21 protein-coding genes are annotated in these 18,772 nt (G+C 40.8%); 6 read left to right on the top strand and 15 right to left on the bottom strand.

Annotation, left to right across the window (positions count from 1 at the left end; genetic code table 11):
* Nucleotides 1–63: 63 nt before the first annotated feature.
* From efp to ACYQ03_RS17550, 6 genes are all read right to left on the bottom strand, one after another.
* Entirely contained in the window at nucleotides 64–621 is a 558-nt protein-coding gene (gene efp / locus ACYQ03_RS17575) for an elongation factor P (RefSeq protein WP_459911263.1), read from the bottom strand.
* A gap of 25 nt (nucleotides 622–646) precedes the next feature.
* Nucleotides 647–1,720 carry a M24 family metallopeptidase gene (locus ACYQ03_RS17570; RefSeq protein ID WP_459911262.1) on the bottom strand — a complete coding sequence of 358 codons (1,074 nt, stop codon included), beginning with the start codon at nucleotides 1,718–1,720 and terminating at the stop codon, nucleotides 647–649.
* Nucleotides 1,717–2,166 (bottom strand): type II 3-dehydroquinate dehydratase, encoded by a 450-nt coding sequence (gene aroQ / locus ACYQ03_RS17565; RefSeq protein ID WP_459911261.1) that lies wholly within the window; start codon nucleotides 2,164–2,166, stop codon nucleotides 1,717–1,719. Before aroQ ends, ACYQ03_RS17570 begins: the two co-directional genes overlap by 4 nt.
* 131 nt (nucleotides 2,167–2,297) lie before the next feature.
* Entirely contained in the window at nucleotides 2,298–3,668 is a 1,371-nt protein-coding gene (locus ACYQ03_RS17560) for a TldD/PmbA family protein (RefSeq protein ID WP_459911260.1), read from the bottom strand.
* Between the two features lie 446 nt (nucleotides 3,669–4,114).
* Nucleotides 4,115–4,327, bottom strand: a complete 213-nt coding sequence (locus ACYQ03_RS17555; RefSeq protein ID WP_011877409.1) for a sporulation peptidase YabG — start codon at nucleotides 4,325–4,327, stop codon at nucleotides 4,115–4,117.
* A gap of 123 nt (nucleotides 4,328–4,450) precedes the next feature.
* On the bottom strand, nucleotides 4,451–5,200 hold the full coding sequence (locus ACYQ03_RS17550) for a prepilin peptidase (RefSeq protein ID WP_459911259.1): 750 nt from the start codon (nucleotides 5,198–5,200) through the stop codon (nucleotides 4,451–4,453).
* A 226-nt stretch (nucleotides 5,201–5,426) separates the two neighbouring features.
* Here ACYQ03_RS17550 and ACYQ03_RS17545 point away from each other — a divergent pair, with 226 nt between their 5' ends.
* The 4 genes from ACYQ03_RS17545 to ACYQ03_RS17530 all read left to right on the top strand — a co-directional run bounded on the left by ACYQ03_RS17545 (nucleotide 5,427) and on the right by ACYQ03_RS17530 (nucleotide 9,472).
* Complete coding sequence (locus tag ACYQ03_RS17545) at nucleotides 5,427–6,641, top strand: hypothetical protein (RefSeq protein ID WP_459911258.1); 1,215 nt, start codon at nucleotides 5,427–5,429, stop codon at nucleotides 6,639–6,641.
* 331 nt (nucleotides 6,642–6,972) lie between these two features.
* Complete coding sequence (locus ACYQ03_RS17540; RefSeq protein WP_459911257.1) at nucleotides 6,973–7,737, top strand: ABC transporter permease; 765 nt, start codon at nucleotides 6,973–6,975, stop codon at nucleotides 7,735–7,737.
* Nucleotides 7,724–8,467, top strand: coding sequence for an ABC transporter ATP-binding protein (locus ACYQ03_RS17535; RefSeq protein ID WP_459911256.1), 744 nt, complete (start codon nucleotides 7,724–7,726; stop codon nucleotides 8,465–8,467). Before ACYQ03_RS17540 ends, ACYQ03_RS17535 begins: the two co-directional genes overlap by 14 nt.
* A gap of 18 nt (nucleotides 8,468–8,485) precedes the next feature.
* Nucleotides 8,486–9,472 (top strand): ABC transporter substrate-binding protein, encoded by a 987-nt coding sequence (locus ACYQ03_RS17530; RefSeq protein ID WP_459911255.1) that lies wholly within the window; start codon nucleotides 8,486–8,488, stop codon nucleotides 9,470–9,472.
* 242 nt (nucleotides 9,473–9,714) lie between these two features.
* Here ACYQ03_RS17530 and ACYQ03_RS17525 read toward each other — a convergent pair whose 3' ends face one another.
* Genes ACYQ03_RS17525 through ACYQ03_RS17515 form a run of 3 tightly spaced genes read right to left on the bottom strand, consistent with a single transcriptional unit; the run spans nucleotide 9,715 to nucleotide 11,610 of the window.
* Nucleotides 9,715–10,233, bottom strand: a complete 519-nt coding sequence (locus ACYQ03_RS17525) for a PilW family protein (RefSeq protein WP_459911254.1) — start codon at nucleotides 10,231–10,233, stop codon at nucleotides 9,715–9,717.
* Nucleotides 10,234–10,244: 11 nt separating this feature from the next.
* A complete protein-coding gene (locus tag ACYQ03_RS17520; protein WP_459911253.1) occupies nucleotides 10,245–10,595 on the bottom strand; it encodes a prepilin-type N-terminal cleavage/methylation domain-containing protein in 351 nt (116 codons plus the stop codon).
* A 19-nt stretch (nucleotides 10,596–10,614) separates the two neighbouring features.
* Nucleotides 10,615–11,610: a hypothetical protein gene (locus tag ACYQ03_RS17515; RefSeq protein WP_459911252.1), complete on the bottom strand. Its 996-nt coding sequence runs from the start codon at nucleotides 11,608–11,610 to the stop codon at nucleotides 10,615–10,617.
* A 534-nt stretch (nucleotides 11,611–12,144) separates the two neighbouring features.
* Here ACYQ03_RS17515 and ACYQ03_RS17510 point away from each other — a divergent pair.
* A complete protein-coding gene (locus tag ACYQ03_RS17510) occupies nucleotides 12,145–12,390 on the top strand; it encodes a hypothetical protein (protein ID WP_459911251.1) in 246 nt (81 codons plus the stop codon).
* The gene (locus ACYQ03_RS17505; protein WP_459911250.1) at nucleotides 12,390–12,851 is read left to right on the top strand and encodes an aspartyl protease family protein; all 462 of its coding nucleotides are present in this window, start codon (nucleotides 12,390–12,392) and stop codon (nucleotides 12,849–12,851) included. The genes ACYQ03_RS17510 and ACYQ03_RS17505 overlap by 1 nt, the downstream gene beginning before the upstream one ends.
* Before the next feature lie 372 nt (nucleotides 12,852–13,223).
* Here the strand turns inward: ACYQ03_RS17505 and ACYQ03_RS17500 are convergent, their stop codons facing one another.
* The 6 genes from ACYQ03_RS17500 to ACYQ03_RS17475 all read right to left on the bottom strand — a co-directional run bounded on the left by ACYQ03_RS17500 (nucleotide 13,224) and on the right by ACYQ03_RS17475 (nucleotide 18,765).
* On the bottom strand, nucleotides 13,224–13,748 hold the full coding sequence (locus ACYQ03_RS17500; RefSeq protein ID WP_459911249.1) for a PilW family protein: 525 nt from the start codon (nucleotides 13,746–13,748) through the stop codon (nucleotides 13,224–13,226).
* On the bottom strand, nucleotides 13,741–14,154 hold the full coding sequence (locus ACYQ03_RS17495) for a type IV pilus modification PilV family protein (RefSeq protein WP_459911248.1): 414 nt from the start codon (nucleotides 14,152–14,154) through the stop codon (nucleotides 13,741–13,743). Before ACYQ03_RS17495 ends, ACYQ03_RS17500 begins: the two co-directional genes overlap by 8 nt.
* Before the next feature lie 111 nt (nucleotides 14,155–14,265).
* The gene (locus ACYQ03_RS17490) at nucleotides 14,266–15,672 is read right to left on the bottom strand and encodes a pilus assembly PilX N-terminal domain-containing protein (protein ID WP_459911247.1); all 1,407 of its coding nucleotides are present in this window, start codon (nucleotides 15,670–15,672) and stop codon (nucleotides 14,266–14,268) included.
* A gap of 643 nt (nucleotides 15,673–16,315) precedes the next feature.
* The gene (locus ACYQ03_RS17485) at nucleotides 16,316–16,666 is read right to left on the bottom strand and encodes a GLUG motif-containing protein (RefSeq protein WP_459911246.1); all 351 of its coding nucleotides are present in this window, start codon (nucleotides 16,664–16,666) and stop codon (nucleotides 16,316–16,318) included.
* Between the two features lie 560 nt (nucleotides 16,667–17,226).
* Nucleotides 17,227–17,634: a type II secretion system protein gene (locus ACYQ03_RS17480; protein WP_459911245.1), complete on the bottom strand. Its 408-nt coding sequence runs from the start codon at nucleotides 17,632–17,634 to the stop codon at nucleotides 17,227–17,229.
* 27 nt (nucleotides 17,635–17,661) lie between these two features.
* Nucleotides 17,662–18,765, bottom strand: a complete 1,104-nt coding sequence (locus ACYQ03_RS17475) for a hypothetical protein (protein ID WP_459911244.1) — start codon at nucleotides 18,763–18,765, stop codon at nucleotides 17,662–17,664.
* Between the last annotated feature and the right edge of the window lie 7 nt (nucleotides 18,766–18,772).

Genomic DNA, 18,772 nt, shown 5'->3' with positions numbered 1-18,772 from the left:
TGGTACCGTAGTAACCCTACAGTATTATTCCTCATGTAAGGGGGTTTTAAACATCAGAGGATATTATACCCGTTTTACATAGTTTCCGGTACGGGTATCTACTTGCAGTACATCTCCAACGTTGATAAAGAAGGGTACGTTGATCACCGCGCCTGTTTCCAAAGTGGCTGGTTTGCCACCGCCAGAAGCAGTATCTCCCTTAATGCCAGGGGCTGTTTCGACAACTTCCAGTTCAACAGTGTTGGGAAGATCTACACCCATAATGCTGCCATTGAAGCTGGCAATGGTTAGAGTCATATTTTCTTTCAACCACTTCACTGCATCACCCATATCTTCTTTGGAAACAGTGAATTGATCGTAGGTTTCCATATTCATCACGTTATAGTTTTCACCATCATTATATAGATATTGGACTTCTTGACGTTCAATTCTAGCTGGAGCCAATTTTTCGTTAGGGTTAAAGGTTCTTTCAATAACAGCCCCTGTGCGCATATTTTTCATTTTGGTACGTACGAAAGCAGCACCTTTTCCGGGTTTAACATGCTGGAATTCAATAATTTGATAAACGTTGTTTTCAATTTCGACCGTTAAACCGGTCCTAAAATCACTGGTAGAGATCAACGTAATCGCCCTCCTAAAACTAAATTTACAATCTAATTAGCTCTTTTTTAGGTGAAGAAGTGAGTATCTCACAACCATTTTCGGTCACTAACACACTATCCTCTATACGCACCCCGCCCCATTGGGGAAGGTAAATGCCTGGTTCAACTGTCACAACCATGCCCGGTTGTAAAATGGTTTCATCCTTGGTGTTCAACCTGGGACTTTCGTGAATAGCAATACCCACTCCATGACCAGTACCATGGCCGAAATATTCTCCGTACCCATGATTTGAAATCACTGCCCGGGCTGCGGCATCCACTTCCTTTGCTGGAACCCCTGCCCTCACCGCTGCCAATCCAGCCATTTGGGCTTCCAGAACTATATTATAAATTTCTTGCTGCTTACTGTCGGGTTGGCCCAATACCACTGTGCGGGTCATATCGGAGTTATAACCCTGATATAAGGCACCAAAATCCATGGTTAGAAAATCCCCAGTTTGCAGTAGACGTTCACTGGCAACACCATGGGGCAGAGCCGATCTTGGACCGGAAGCCATGATGGTATCAAAGGCCGTGCCCGAAGCCCCAAGTTTACGCATAAAGAATTCAAGTTCCAGGGTCAATTCCAACTCCGAAGTACCGGGTTTTATACATTTCAAAATATGGTTAAAGGCTTTATCCCCTATTTGCATAGCACTACGAATAACATCGATTTCAACTTCATCTTTGATCATCCGTAAATCTTCCAACAATTCCTCACAGGGCACTAGTTCAATGCCTGGCAGTTGGTTCTTGAGTTCCTGATATTGTTTATGGGTTAAATGGTCAGCCTCAAAGGCCAGCTTGTCACTTTTATAATTCCTCAATATGTCGGAAAGTAATCCAAAGGGCGACACTTGATCAACCTTAACCACATTAAAATGCGGGCTTTGTATTTTAACCTGTTCTATGTAACGAAAATCAGTTAAAAAATCCGCAGTGGCTTGGCCAATCAACAAAACCCCAGTGGTACCGGTAAAACCACTGAGGTAAAAACGATTCTCCGGTTTAGTAACAAATAAATGGGAAATCCCCTGTTCAGACATTTTTTGACGTAGTCTGGTTAAACGTTGGATCATTTTTGATTCCTCCTGGATTGTGCAAGGGATACGGCTGCCCGAACACCAAGCAAGTAACTTGCCGAACCAAAACCGCTAATTTGACCGGCTGCCACCGCTGCAATAACAGATTTCTGACGAAATTCTTCCCGGGCATGTATATTCGATAAATGCACCTCGATCACAGGAATGTCAAGGGAAGCCACTGCATCCCGCAGGGCTATACTATAATGGGTAAAAGCCCCAGGGTTAAACACCACAGCATCCATCTTTTCCGAAGCTGCCTGTAGTCGATCTATTAGGTCTCCCTCGTGGTTGGATTGATAGGTTTCTACCACGGCTCCCAATTCCTGGGCCAAATTTATGATCTGACCATTGATTTGTTCTAGGGTAGTATGACCATAAACCTTTGGTTCCCTTTTACCCAATCGATTTAAGTTGGGCCCATGCAATACAAGAATGTTCATAATTTTATTCTCCCCACATACCGACACACATTTTACCATATTACATATCCTCTTGCAAAGATAGTAACAAAACAAAAAGTTTTCATTTTCTTTGAGAAATATAGAATGGGCACTGGAAAGTGCCCATTGGCCTAGCTGCCGCTGAGAGACATTGAGGCCACACGCAGGGTAGGTGCCCCTTTGCCCCCAAAAAACTCCAGATCATTGCCCACAGCATCCACTGAACCCAGCAAGTCCATAATGTTACCTGCAATGGCAACACCCCGGACGGGTTGTGTCAGCTTACCATTTTCAATCCAAATTCCTGCTGCACCCAGGGAAAAATCTCCCGATATGGGGTTTGCCGTATGCATGCCCATGACCTCGGTTACGTAAAGCCCATTATTAACCTCTTTAATTATTTGCTCCGCACTAACTTTCCCCGGTTGGATAAAGAAGTTTGTGGTTCCCACCTCCGGCGTACCCTTAAAGGTTCCCCGTACACCATTACCAGTTGAAGAGATACCCTCCTTGGCAGCTGTATAGGTATTATGCAAAAAGCCCTTTAATTTTCCTTGTTCAATTAAAATGGTTTCAGATGTAGGTACTCCTTCCCCATCAAAGGGAGCAGAGGCAATACCTCCCTTAAGCCTGCCATCATCTACCACAGTAATCAATTTGCTGGCCACTTCCTGACCTATCTTACCCCCAAATAGAGACCTACCCTTTTGTACAGCTTCTCCGGATAAAGCCGGTGCCAGTAGGCCTAAAAAATTGGTGGCAATATAGGGATCTAAAACAACAGCAGCTCGCTGGGATTTGACCGGCTTGGCCCCTAGCATGCGCACGGCCCGTTCCGCCGCAGTTTTACCAATGAATATTGGGTCCAGATCTGCATATTTTAAACCATATTTCATGGCAAAACCAGTTTGGCTATCCTCCCCTTCACCGGCCACCAAGGATAAATAGATACCACAGTAAGCCCCCTGATAATGTGCCTGCAACCCCAGGGAGTTTACAATACTTACTTCCATTTCACCATCCTGATAGGACGAACTTTCGATAATCTTAACTCTGCTGTCCTGTTGCTTAGCGGCATTTTCCATTTCCACTGCCATTTTAATTTTAGCCTCTACAGAAGCATCACGGATGGCAGGATCATAAATATCTAAGGCCGGATACGGTTCACTTATACGTGGAAGAGTATGATAGTTATCTGGTTCTGTATTGGCACCATTGGCCAAGGCTTGTTGAACAATCTGATCCAGACCTGAAGTACTAAAATCAGTGGTATAGGCAAAGCCTACCCTTCCATCTGTTATAACCCGGATACCCAGGCCCCTGTCTTCGGCCAATTTCATGGTCTCTACTTCACCGTTCCTAGTTTCAATGGATAACTCCTTGCCACTGAGCAAGAAGGCCTCAGCCATTGCTGCACCCTCAGCCGTTGCCCTTTGGACAGCATTTTGCGCAATGGTAATATATTTATCACTCAAGGCAAATACCCAGCTCCTTTCACTCATCTTAATTATTGTTACCTTAAAACTTTAGGTTATTAGAACTGATTTCCTGTCACTAGATATTTAAAACAATCTGGAAATTAATTACACTACAGATTAGTTGTTGTTAATAGAAAAATGTGCGTACTTTAAGGTTCCATTTTTATTCATCATTTAGTGTTAATTATATCCAAAAAAAGTAGTAGCTGTGTATAATATGTTATCTCTAGAGAAAAAAAATACTTCCAAGCTTGAATAATAATATCCAGAGTATCTGTGAAAATATGCTGCATAATGAACCTGAACGGAGACTATAAGAAAACACCGCTAAAAAACTATGCAAAAACGAAACCGCCATAACGGCGGCTTTCGACATTATTTACACCAATATTTACACCAATAAGATAAAGGTAGATGGTCTGACGGAAAGGAATCAGCTTGCCCAGGTCTAGCAGCAAGCCGAGGCTTTTCTAGTGCACAAAATTCTGGGTTAAAGCAAAGAGTTTTCTGGCCGAGACCGGATTGAGCTCCTGCACCGAAGCTTCTACAATAAGATTAGGATCTAATAGGGCCAGAATTGCTACCTTTTCACCAGTCCTCTGATTGGTATAAAAACCCAAAACACAGAACTGCATATCTTCCCCGTAAATCTTCCTTGTTACAATATCACCAATTTTCACCACCTACTACCCCCTATAGAAAAAGGTCATAAACATACCTGCCATTATTCTTACATTAACATATGACTTCGGGCAGGAAGTTGTGTCTGGCCACCTTCTTCACTTTTCGTTGGCAATAGTTTAGATTTATAAAAAACGTAGATACCAATCAATCATTCTCTCACCCCAAAAGGCTGATAAAACTGCACCCACAGCCAAAAAGGGACCAAAGGGAACTGGGTCCTTACGTCCCTTGATGCCTGTTACCAATAATAACATGCCAATCAAGCCACCTAATAAAAAGGAAAGGAAAAGGGCTATGGCCACTGACTTTAACCCCAGATAAAGTCCCATCACTGCAGCCAATTTAATATCACCACCGCCCATCCCCCCTTTGGAGACAATGGCAATTAACAAAAATAACAGCCCTGCTGCAAAGAATCCAATCAAACCCCACTTTAATTGATCCAGGGATTGCAAATATACCATTGGCATCCCCAGTATTCCGCCTACCAGCAGCACCCCATCGGGAATAATTTGATGGTAAAGGTCAATGACTGTAGTGACCACCAGCATGGAAAAAAATATTAACATGGCTAGGGCTTCCCAGGAGATACCCCAATTAAAGACAGTGGCCAAAAAGATTACCCCGGTAACCAGCTCCACCAAGGGGTACTGCCAGGATATTTTCACCCCACAGTATCGACATTTACCCTTTAATAAGACATAGCTGAACAAGGGTACTAAATCCCAGGGCTTAAGAGGGGTACTACAATTCAAACAATGGGAGGGCTTAGTAACCACTGTTTCCCCCAGGGGAACCCGGTAGATGCAAACATTGAGAAAGCTGCCCACCACCAGACCGATGATAAATACAAAAACGTAAAAAGCAACCACTTTACTCCTCCAAGTAACGCAAATTAAACTATTGGTATTTTATTTCTTCTCTGCCTGAAAAAACCCTTGTATAATAGTATGAAAATAATCTTGTGCCATGAACTATGGCCTGGGTTCCTTAGTGCAAACAAAACTCACCGAATTTAGAAGTGCCATCGTTATCCCCCTGAGCGACCTTGGCGGAGCGCCGGTAATAACTCTCGACGAGTGGAGGAGTAAATACATAATGTTTAGAAAAATAACATCCGGTTTTCTAGTACTTTTTGCAGTGTTATTTTGGCTGACCTTTTATTCAACACAGGCTTGGGCCAATCAATTGTTGACGGAGTTTGAAAAGGTAGAAGGCACTAAAGAGGTAGATCGGGGTATCACAGCCCTCCAAACAGAGGATGGGGGCTACGTTGTGGTGGCTGAAACCATGTCCTCCTATCTCCAAGGAAGTGGCAAATATGATGCATTGCTGCTAAAGTTTGATGAGAAGGGTTTATTAAAATGGCGAAAAACCTATGGTGGGGGTAGCGAAGATCGGCTCCTCTCCATAAACCAAACCAAAGACGGTGGTTTTATTATGACTGGTGTTAGCCAATCCTTCAACTGGGGGGGCTTGGATAAAAATGTCTACCTGGTAAAAACCGACGCCGCAGGGCAGCAAAAATGGCAAAGAACCCTGGGTGGCAGCAGCGACGATAGTGCTAAATGGGTAGAGGAAACCTCCGATGGGGGCTATATCCTGGTGGGGGAAACAAACTCCTCCGGGGCCGGGGATAAAGATATTTACCTGATCAAAACCAATGACCAGGGTAAACTGCAATGGGAGCAGACCTTTGGCGGCAAAAACCTTGATACCGGAGTCCAAGTTTTAGAAACCAAGGATGGAGACTATCTGCTGGCAGGACAGACCAGTTCCACAAAAACAGGTGGTCTAGATATCTATTTAGCTAAAGTTGACAGCAAGGGAAAAAAGCTATGGACGAAGACATTAGGTGGCAGCGGCCTGGACTGTGTGAATTTTTTGCAGGAAACATCTGACGGTGGTTACCTATTGGCCGGGGAAACTTCCACCTCTAACCCAACGGGCTCCGACGCTTACCTAATAAAAATTGACACCTCGGGTAATCAACAGTGGCAGAAAACCTATCGGGGAAATGGCTGGGCTGTGGCTAAATCAGTACAGCAATACCAAGATGGTGGCTTCCTGCTGGCCGGTTGGACCAACCCCAAGGCCGGGCGGGGATATGATCTTTACCTAGTCAAAACTGACGAAACAGGTCAGAAATTATGGGAGAAAACCCTGGCTGGCAGTAAATTTGACCTCGGTTTTTCTATCCAGCAAACAGACAATAGTGTAATGATCACTGGTTGGTGCATTGATAAACTTAAATGGACCCAAAACCGTAATGATGATGTTGAGGTATTCTTTATGAAGCTTAACCTAGAGTAAAGCTATTTTCATCAACCACCTAAAGTGTAACAACATAACACCCATCTTTGTGGCCAAATTAGCTTTAGTGCTGCAGGGAGCCAAGAAGGGTAGTATAGCCAAATCTTGTTATTTAAATCAAATAAGCCTAACAGGTAATGAAAGACGGTGCCGGTTGTTGAAAAAGTCACTTATACAACAACCGGCACCAAAACTTTTACTAGGGATCATAAAATACAAGGTATAACAAAGAACTGCATCTTAGAAATTGAATCTATGTTACTATATAATTAAATTGAAAAGTCATTATCGATATAACCTAAGAGGTTTTCTTTTTTTGGGGAGGTTATTTATGCAGCGGCTAAGGGGTATTGTCATTCCACTAATGATTCTAATGCTATGGTTTATTGGCTCAGCCACAGAATCTATCAACCAGTATATTATTCCCCCTCCCTCTAGGATCTGGCAAACATTTCTTGACCTTTCTGCCAGCGGCGTATTGCTTGATCATATCGCCATTAGCTTGTACAGGGTCTTTGCAGGTTTTCTCTTAACTGTTATGTTTGCCTTCCCGCTGGCTGTTTTGGTTGGCATGAACCGGAGGTTGGCACCTTTTATTGATCCTGTGCTGGATTTTCTAGGACACATTCCGCCCATTTCCTGCATCCCGATTCTCATTCTCTGGTTTGGCATTGAAGAGGCTTCCAAGCTTGCGGTGATTATTTTGGCTACCTTTTTCCCTGTCTTTCTAAACACTGCCAACGGTATCTTAGGCTGCAGCAAACAACTGCTGGAGGTGGGCGATGTATTTGGCTTTAACACCTGGGACAAGTTTTCACGGATTATTATGCCTGCAGCCCTCCCCTCCATCATTGTGGGATTTCGACTGGGGTTAGGCTACAGCTGGCGGTCACTGATTGGGGCAGAACTGATTGCAGCATCCTCAGGCATTGGCTATATGATCATCGAAGCGGAACAGCTTTCTCGTCCAGATATTATTATTGTGGGCATTCTTACCATCGGCTTGTTCGGCTATATTATTGATTTTAGTTTCTTTAAACTAACTAATTACCTACTCCCTTGGACTGGAAAGAGGGTATCTTATGGCAGGAGTTAACATAGAAAATCTTAGCAAAACATACACCATTCATGATCAAGAAATAAAAGCCCTCTCAAATATTAATTTAACGATCAAAGACGGTAGTTTTGTCACCCTGGTGGGGAAAAGCGGTTCTGGTAAAACCACTTTACTGCGGCTGCTTTGTGGCTTAGAACAAATTACTAAGGGCCACATTTCATTCCTTGCACCAGAAAAGGAAAGGGCCACAGGAAAAGAAAGAATTAGCATAGTCTTTCAGGAACCCAGGCTGATGCCCTGGTTAACGGTGCAAGAAAATATGGCCCTCCCTCTTATTAAAGAAAAGGATCGCCAGCAGGTAAGTCAAACTGTTGCCCACTTTTTAGACTTGCTGGGTCTGAAAAAATTTAAAGATGCTTATCCGTCACAGATCTCCGGCGGTATGGCCCAGAGGGTTGCTCTGGGAAGAACTCTTTGCTACGACCCTGACATCATTCTGATGGACGAGCCACTGGGGGCACTGGACGCCTTTACCAGAAAAAATTTGCAGACCGAATTGATTGATATCTTTCTATTAGAGAAAAAGACCATTATTTTTGTTACACATGATGTGGATGAGGCTGTCTTTCTTGGCCAACGGGTGGTGATTTTCGATGGAGGAAGCATAATTGAAGATGTTCCAGTGCCCCTGGACTATCCTCGTGACCCACTCTCGCAGAATTTTTTCCAGATACGGGAACAAATTTTACGCACAATTACCGGAAAATAAACGAAATAGGGTGAAGTTATGAAAAGAATTTTTCAATTGATTGCTATACTTATACTGACAACACTGGTACTGACAGGGTGCGGTGGACAGCAAGCTCAAACCACTCCTTCCTCAGCACAGGATGATCAGGCTCAACAAAAGGTTGAAAGCATTAAAATCTCCTATGTGAAACTCCCACTTAATGTTCCTTCCATTGTAGAAAAGAAAATGGGATTATTTGAAAAAGAATTTGCACAGGATAACATACAAGTAGCCTTTCCGGAAATTACCGAGGGGCCAAAAATGACAGCAGCCCTTGCTTCGGGATCTTTGGATTTTTGCAACGCCTTGGGCGGCACTTCTGCTATACTGGCAGCAGCCAACGGCGTTGATCTAAAAATTATTGGTATGTACAGCAGAGCGCCCAAAGCCTTTACCATCATGGCCAAAGACCCAAATATTCAATCTGTAGCCGACCTAAAGGGTAAAAAGGTTGCTGGTCCTAAAGGTACCATCCTACACCAACTTCTTTTGGCTAGTCTGCAGGAAAATAACCTAAAACCAGAAGATGTAGAATACATCAATATGCCCATACCTTCCGCCTTATCTGCCCTGCAATCTGGTAATGTCGACGCTGCCCTCATTGCCGGCCCAGCAGTACCAGGTGCCCTGACAAGCGGTGCCCGGATTATCACCACCGGCGAAGGTCTCTTGGATGCTACCATTGTTATAGCTGTATCTGGCGACTTTTACAAAAATCACCCCGATCTGGTGCAGCGCTATTTAAAGGTGCATGCAGAAAGTCTTCAATACATGAAAGAAAAACACGAAGAAGTTTATGCCATGGCTGCCGAGGAAACCGGCATCTCCCTGGCGGACGTCGAGCAAATGTACGGCTGGTATGATTTTAACCCCTCCATCACAGACAAAGATCTCGAAGACCTTGAAAAAACCCAGGAATTCTTGCTGCAAAACGACATGTTAACTAATAAAATCGATATTAAGGATCTCATTGTAACTCCATAATCCAAAAAATAATAAAAACTCCCCCTATCTTCTTAATGTCTCGTAGAAAGGTAGGGGGAGTTTTTATTCGGAGTCAATATAGTACAATCAAACAGGGATTTGCAATGATCAAACACTTTAGTTCGTTAAGTTTGTAACATGTGTGGGAACATTCCCTATTTGGAAAAATTCGAAAGACTTTTAGCCTTCCGGATTTTATCCGGGCAACCGAATGTGGCAAACTAAACGTCCCTTTGCCATGCTTACTCAACGGGTTTCGTAAAATATATCGAAGTTATTTGGCCTATAGTACCGCTTTTTAAATTATTTAGATAGACTTCTGACGAAATCCTATAATCCTTTGACATTTTACCATTGTTTCCAACCACATCGAACCTAAGAACCTTCGCTGGCTTAAGTTCAAAGAAAAGTGTATTTATTACCGGACTGGTTATAGACTGTCTTGTTATGAAACCATTACTATTTACCATATCGATAATTATTTGATTACCCTCAAGTCTTATGGAATAATATTTTTGTCCAGAAAATGTATTGGGACTATTACTAATTTGATCTGCATTGCGAATTTCTTTTGTGATTTTGGCTGCTGCAGACCTAATATCTCTCTGTATATTGGATTGACTTTCACCCTGGTCAAAACTATTTTTGCCAACAAAATAAAAAGAATAACCAACAGCCAGGACAATACCTAACAATGCTAAAGTGATCATAATTTCAACTAGGGTTAAGCCAATCTTTTCATGGAGATATTTTGTAGTCATGTTTACCTCCATTAATTACTTTTATTTGCTACAAAGGTTTCAACTTTAATTGTTCGTTCCTGACCATTGCTTTCAGTATATTTTTCGTTTTTTATAATTTTTGCCCCTTGAACATTTAAAGTGAAATTTGTAAAGTAAAGATTCAATGTTTCTTCTCCGGTATTGTCATATCCAGCAATATCACTCTCCAACTTCTGCTGAATTGTATATAATGTATTACTTTGCCTCCCTGCAGAAAAAATAGCTGAATAGCTGCTGCTTAACAAAGGTGCAAAGGCAGCAATAATTATAGCTATAACGGACATGGCAATCATTATTTCCATAAGTGTAAAACCTTTAATATTTCTTACAGGTTTATACATAGTCTTAACTCCCTACCGGTTATTTCCACGTTGTATCAGAATTACCAGTATCTTCTATGGGTATTAATCCGGTCCCCAAGGCAGGTGTAACATTCGGTTTGCCCCATAATTCGACACCGTTTTTAAAATAATACGCACCTTTAGGTACTATTTGTTGCCCACCCTGATTTACTACATCTTTATAAAAATAGACCTTACCATAACCTGAATTAGTAGAAGTATAAAGACCTACTACACCAAAATTTTTATCATGTGGCCCATCAAGCTCCACAGTTCCCTCAAAAACAATAGTATCTGAATGTAGATTAAGTATATTGCCCTGTTTAATCCATAGGCTGATAGTATCATTCTTAAACCAAAAGTTTTCTGCGTGTAAATTAAAACTTTGTTGTCCTTCTTGATGCTCAACCACTAGGTTTTCAGGAAATCCAACAGCTAAGTAACTACCAAGATCACTCTTAATACGCCCTGTGGTATCCTTAGGGTTACTAACTTCTACCCAGTTGGGTTCTGCCGTATCATTTTTATTGGATCCGTTTAACCAATCATCTTCTTCAACAGTACTAGGGAAAACAGAGCTAGATTCTGATGGAAGTACACCTGACATGATGTCAATATTTATTTCAACGGTTTCACTTACATCTTGTACTGTTCCCGTGGATAGTATTTTTACTTTCTTACCTATATCCAAGTTCGTTTCCGAGTCCTTTATTTTTTCAATAGTCGTAACTACTTCAAAATTTCCATTTTCAAAAAAATCATTATTTGTATTTCGAAGTACAACTGGCTGGTCATTTTCCCAAACGATTAGGCCTAATATTGTATTAATCTTGGACCTTGTTGCATCGGCACCAGCCCTGGCAATGTAGTAGGCCTGCATTCTTTTTTCGTCACGAAAAACCTGCAATCTATCAGTGGAACTGTACTGCCATAATGCAGTGCCAAGAAGTGCTACCACTAGTAAAACCATTAGAGCTACAATCATAGCCGCACCCTTTTGATTATTCAATATCATAAAATTTCCCCTTATCTTATAGGGTAATTTTTTCTATATGCCACAAAAGCTAATAAATTTATTTATCATATTCTACTGAAACCTAAGTGGGACCACACACAAATAAATTTACCAAGTAGGAACAAGACTCCCTACTTTATAACTTGTGTGGAGACAGTAATGTAAAAAATCTCCCACTATGGCCATAAAGTGGGAGAGTTACTTGGTAAAACGTTTTAGTCCGTTAAGTTGGTAACGTATGTAGAGACAGTCCGCATTTGGTAAATATCGGAAGTGCCGTTAGGCCTTCCGGTGTTTACTTGTAATGAGTTAATGGTTGTCGAATTTTGTAGGTACCGGGTACCTTCCGGACGGGAGGCCTGCTGTGCAGGAATCCTGTTCGCCGTTAAAGTGGCAACGCATAGAAGGTCAGTCCCTTTCTGGGGAAAATTGGAAGACCCGGGGAGGGGATTCTGGTTTTTCTCCAGACCGAGCAAGTGGGGGACAGGACTGTTACTATATGATATAATCAATCCAAAAGGGTGTGATTAAGTTATGATGTGGGCAGAGGTTCGCAAACTTTTTCCTAACCAATTTGTGCAAATGAAAATCCTACAATCACATATTGAAGATAACTACGAAGTTATAGATGATGTAGCTGTGATCCGTAGTATCTCCGATCCTAAGGAAGCCACTAGGGAACTTGTAAAAAGCAAGGGCGATACCTTAGTTTATCATACCTCTAAGGAAGAAATTAGGATTAGAATTAGGTTTTCTCCAGGCTTTCGAGGTATAATTTGATGACTAAATTAAAGTTTAAAAATGGGTTACTATATACATTTTTAAAGGTTTATTATAAAGGAAGAGTAAAAAACATTGATAAAATAGTAATCGATACGGGTGCTGCCAATTCTATATTATCTACCGATGCCGTCGAGGACGTTGGACTTATCATTGATGATGACGATGAAATTATTATTAGTGTTGGCATTGGTGGTAAGCAATTTGCAGTGATTAAACAGGTTGATGGTGTAGAGGTTGATGGTGTAGAGGTTGATGGTGTAGAGGTTGATGGTGTAGAGGTTGATGGTGTAGAGGTTGATGGTGTAGAGTTTAATGGTTTTAGGGTTGAGAACTGTAAGATAGATATTGGCGAAATTGATTTCGGTGTAGGAATTAATGGATTACTAGGTTTGGATTTGTTAATTGAAGCAGGCGTGGTTTTAGATTTAAAAAACTTAATAATATTTGAAGCAGTGTAAATTGTATTCCCTTAGCGGGATTTTTTTATTGCCCTTTTAACATTATTTCCGTTAATATTGGTAAATATCGGAAGCGCCATTAGGACGTCCGGTGTTTACTTTTAATGAGTTAATGGTTGTCGAATTTTGTAGGTACAATTTTGTAGGTACCGGGTACCTTCGCGTACCGGGTACCTTCGCGAACGGGAGGCCTGCTGTGCAGGAATCCTGTTCGCCGAATAGTAACTCCATAATCCAAAAAATAATAAAAACTCCCCCTATCTCTGAATGTCTCGCAGAAGGATATGGGGAGTTTTATATTATGAGTCACCTTTGGTAAAATTAGGAGTCCCCGGGAGACCTTCCGGAATTAAAAATCTCAGGGTTTTAAATTTATTGTTTGAAAACTATACTATTTCCAGAATTACCAACAATCTCGGAAATTTTTAATGTGCGTACTTCCTTAGTCATCACATAAGGATGTTCCTCGTTAATTTTCCCACTTATTGTATACCCTAAAATGCCATTTTCTATTTTATTAAAAGTTATTGATAAATTAACATCTTGGGAATAGCCATCAAGAATATCTTTGGGAGGTAAGCCATCTTGATAATGCATCATAGTGCCTTCTTCTATATAGATAACTTCCTTACCCTCAGCACTTGTGACATCCTGAGAAATCATTATTTCACTGGCCCCGCGTACCATGTTCTCTATACTTTCACTGGCCATACGAACACAAAACTGAACCTCCGACTGATTTGATGAAACAGTGTAGGATTTGTTTACATAAAAATTAAATAAGTAGCCAACTGCCAGTACTATACTTAAAATAGCTAGGGTAATCAATAACTCAACTAAAGTAAGTCCTCTTTCCTCTTTTAGCCCTGAAGAAATTGGTAAAGCCCCCTTATTCATCTATATCAGCCTCTATGAACGAAGAAATTGTTACATGCCGCTGTCCGTTCTGGTAAAAGACCACAACCGTTACACTATAGCCATTCTCAGTTTCACTACTATAGGGTTCTACAAAAATATTTCTATCCCGGTTTTTATAGTCAGCAACCTCTTCATACGGAACTAATTCTAGTTCTTCCAAATAAGTTCCATTGGTAAAGTAACCTTCTTGGTCTTCTTTATAGAATAGTTCTTCCAGGACGTTCTCCGCATTGGCCAGTGCCTTATCCCTCTCTCCGGTTTCAAAAATACTTGTGGTGTTCCAGCTAAAAAATGTGGTAAAAGCTACAATAAGGATAGTTAATACAGCCATGGAAATCAATAATTCCACTAAAGTAAAGCCCTTGTTTTTTGAGATACTTTTCATATCCTCACTTCACTTTGCTTTTGTTTCTAAGTTGTCATTAATATGGATTATTCAACTGATTAAAATAGATTAGAAGAGATTGCAATTTTATGAACGTTCTAATCTAGATAATTATATTTTTTTCCATTCACCATATCCTCGCCAAGATTCTTCCTGTGTCATAGACAATGAAGGGGGTTGACCTGATTCCCAGTTTAGAGAATTAAAAAATGCTATATCAAGTGAATCGTCGCTAGTGATAACATTTTTCTTATTTCCACTACCTATAGAGCAGCTATTGACAACAACAGTGCCAATAATATTGGGATTTGCCTTATTAAGATCTAAATTTGCATATGGCGCATAGATAAGACTGGCTTTAGTATCCATATCACCTTTTATGTTAAGATTGGTACCACCTATAATAAAACTTCCGTGAATATCATCTTTACTGTTTTCATTACCTATAGATAAACCAGCAGTTTTTGTATAAAGGGAACCAACGAAAGTTCCTTCGATATTTAGGTCCTCATTCCCTGAATAATATAAAATAAAACCATTGGCATCCCCTGTACCATTTATACTGACTTTTTTACTATTTCCATTACCATTACCTTTACCATTTTCTTTGCCAAATGATATGTTCTCAGCATAAACTTCTAACTTCCCACTACCATTAATGGTTATATCATTATTAATTATGAGTTCATTAACATATATTCTTCTTACATCATTACCAACCTCTATTGTTGTCGGTTCAGTTATATTTATTGCGTCATAAAAACCATTTTCTATCTTATTAGGTATAAAATAATCCCTATGTTCTAACTCTGGTTTCTGAGGAAATTCAGGCAGTGGAAAACTCATGGCCGAAGGAAGTTTATTAATCAAACCTGACACCTTTTTTTCGTCTGGTTTGTTAACATTAGGACCAATGTATAGATCACCGTCAATCTCACCTTGTGGCCAAAAATTTAGAGAATTATTGGCTACTACATTACCAATTACCGTAGCATGTAACCTTTCAATTTCGTTAGCAAACAAAGCAATGGGACCTCCACTTCCCCCAGAGCCACGTCTAATAATTGATAAAATGGCGCCCTTGGTAATGCCATATTCTAAATCATCTTGTGCCTGTATGGCCCCTGAACTCTGACCCTTTCTAACAATACCAACAGATTTAATAGTAAATTCTTCTGTTTGATCATTATATGAAAGATCATATTCAACATTATGAGTTTTAGTATTTTGTTCTTCTTTAAATGTGCCGTTAAGATGTCTGTAATAACTTATTTTGTTAAAACTTGATAGTTCAAGCGTACCAGCCATTTCAGCTTCACAACGATATTTTATATAGCTGATAGCCATTTCCACGCCTGCCTGGGCAAAATAAAAGGCCTGGGTCTGGTCCTCAACCCTTTCCGAGGCTAAAGTCTCCTGGGAACTGGCATACCATACCGTAGTACCTAGCAAGGATGTTATTGTTAGAATTATAAGGACTGAAATTAGTGCAATTCCCTTTTGATTTTTTAACAACATCTCATCTACCTCCCTCAATGAAGGTCAATAACAAACTTTCTCTGATAATCGGTTGTTAATAGATTCTGCCATTGAATCATGGATGCTTTCCTAAAGTTTTTTACTAGTTTTCTAATATAATATCTTATATAGGATAGTTTCACCACTATAACTCTTAAATTTTATGGGTTTTTAATGCTCACTATGATATATGACTTTCCTCGTTCCTTTTTGCATTTTAATAGATTACTCCCGCTAATTAATAACAAGAGGGTAATTGGAATAATAAGTAGTTTGTTGGCTAATATACGTGAGTATGTTATCCGTCTATACCTCAAGGTTAATATTTTAACAAGTCAGAGTAAAGACCTCTATTACAAGGTTTTAATAGCGTAAGTCAGTACAATAAAACCTACCCAAGCAGCACTGTTGTCGAATTTTAGGGGTACCGGGTACCTTTGCGAACGGGAGACCTACTCTGCAGGAATCCTGTTCACCGAGTAAAATTAAATTATAATTTTATCTAGAAGACAAAGCAGTTCTGATGCAAGAATGCTCCCAGTTGCCCCTTCAAGTATGTTACGAAAGGATTTAATGCACTCTTTTAATTTGGAATACTTGAATTCGTCTGATGCTAGCTCGGACTCCATTAAATTAATTTGTGTTACAGCATCAGTATATTGATGGGGAGAAAGATTAAGGTTTTCAGCTCTCTTCTGGCATCTAAAAGATAATTTGACAAGCTATTGCTGTAACAAATTTTGGAATTGATAGAGCAACCTACTACCTCACCAACATTTTCTGCGTCTCCCATAATTTCAATGTTCACTTGTGAATGACAATCCTCAATTATGGTTTCTTCTGCGTACCCAACTATGCCCCCAACATTTTTTGCATTTCCATTAATTTTTATTGTACCATTAAAATTACAATCCTTGATTACTCCACCATTGCTATAACCGGCTATTCCACCAATATGAACATTCCTTATTTTTTTCTTCTTTATGCTAAACACCCCCTTAAATCCTATACTATATAAATATCTTACGAATGGTAATTTTTTTACAGCCCCTTAGTTTACTACTATCTATAAAATAAACCTCCTGCTGGATTCATAATAAGAGGCGTAATTACTGTAATAATATGTAACTTGTTAAAGCCTAGTATATGTTAGTGTAATTTACTGTTGTTAAATTTTTGGAGTACCGGGTACCTTCGCGAACATTAGAGCTGTCGGCGTCAGGAGCTAATGGGGAATAACAATAGCACCCCCCGCTGATGCAATAGGCTTTACACTCCCACTGTGAGCATTTACGCTTAAGAACAAACAACTCCCTCGTTGTCCCAACGGGAGAGTTGCTTGTAAAATGCTTTAGTTCGTTAAGTTGGTAACGTATGTAGGGACAGGCCCCTATTGGTAAATATCGGAAGTGCCGTTAGGCCTTCCGGTATTTACCCGAGCAGACTTGTCGAATTTTGAGGGTACCGGGTACTTTTGCGAAACAGGAGACCTGCTCTGCAGGAATCCTGTTTCGCCGAGTATAGGGACTTCAGGTTCCACCCCCGTGTATGTGCCTATTCTGAGTCACTAACTAAATTGGGAGTAACTGTTACAGTCCCATCAGTATTTAATGTTACAGTATAAGCTGTTTGAGAATCTTTCCAAGCATCTTTCATTCCTTTAGGTAATGAAGGAAACGGGGCTTGAACCCACTTGCTACACAAATAATTGTCAGCTCCAGAAGTAAGTGCTGTCCATGTGACCGTCGCACTAGGTGTACCATAAGATGCAATAGCACTGTTTGCAGCACCTACTAAAGTTCTAACATTTGCATTATGGGCCTGCTTGGCTGCATTTTCAGTAACTCCATTATATACTGGCACAGCAATCCCCGCCAAAACCCCAATAATTACAACAACCACCATCAATTCCACCAAAGTAAAGCCTTTCCTATTCCTTAGCACCTTCGCAATTTTCAACATCCAAATTCACCCCCTTTCAAAGAATAATTAATCTTCATCAGAATCCTTTTTATCAGAATCCCCTTGTGTAATCTCCTCCAACTTCATCTCCGTCACTAAATCCTTCAGCATCCTAATCTTATCCGGTGATTCTTCTACCCACAGCACGTGGATGGGTTCTGAGCTGGGTCCCAGGTTGCGTGAAATATTCATACTCCCAGAAGATACTCCACTAATCTCACTAAGGAGATCCCGGGCAGAGACTAGGGCTTGGTGGGCGTAGGTTCCCTTGGCTGTAAGAACCGGTGCCCTAGTTCTCTTACGGGTGCCATCTATACTATTCAGTGCAGTCTTCACTTCTATTTCTATCTTTTTAGGGCAGATCACCATGAGTTCATGACCATATCTGTCACCATCAGTGGCAATGGTCACAATATCTTCAAACCCAAACTTCTCCAAGCGGGCGGCAGCATCTGCTGCTACGACGTTAGTTAGTGTATATACAAACCTGGCTTGTTGTTCGTCCAGGGGTTTTTCTTGGACATCTTCCACATCTACGTTAGCAATTAGTTCGTGAACTTTATCTAGGGCTTGGGCTGTGCCCTGGACCCAGATAATATTGGGGTTGGTATCCACCAGAAGACTTTTTACTCCCTGCACGCCCAACTCACCAATCATCTGTTGTACTTTATCGGTTGTTATATAATATGTATCAAATCTGGTTAAGATCATCTGGCTAAAGAAATCTTTTTCCAAATCTGCCGGTGTGCCCACGATAAGAATGTCGCCGTTCTGTACATAGGCCAGGCCCTGGCTTTGAATGAGTAGTTCAAAGGCTCCTTTGGCAGAGATATTTTGGACCTGAAAATCTATTTCTGTGGGTTCGGTACCCAGGAGGATGATGTTGACTCCCATTTTCATGGCCAGGGCAGAAAGAACATCCCTAAGGTCTGCTCCCCTGACGTCTAGGGAGAATCCCCCCTGGCTGCCAGTGTCAGTGGCCGCTTCTGTGAAGGTTGGGAGGTCTTCGTTACTGGGCACAAGTGTTCCATCAGCATAGGCTCCTGCTATACTGAAATTATATGACAAAATTGTTAACATAAAAGTAATAATTAATGTCTTTTGGATTACTTTTATCATGTGATGTTGCATTGCCCGA

It is taken from the genome of Desulfotomaculum defluvii (assembly GCF_054657375.1).
Note: the sequence above shows the minus strand (reverse complement) of the source record. Positions and strands in the feature narration are given on the sequence as shown.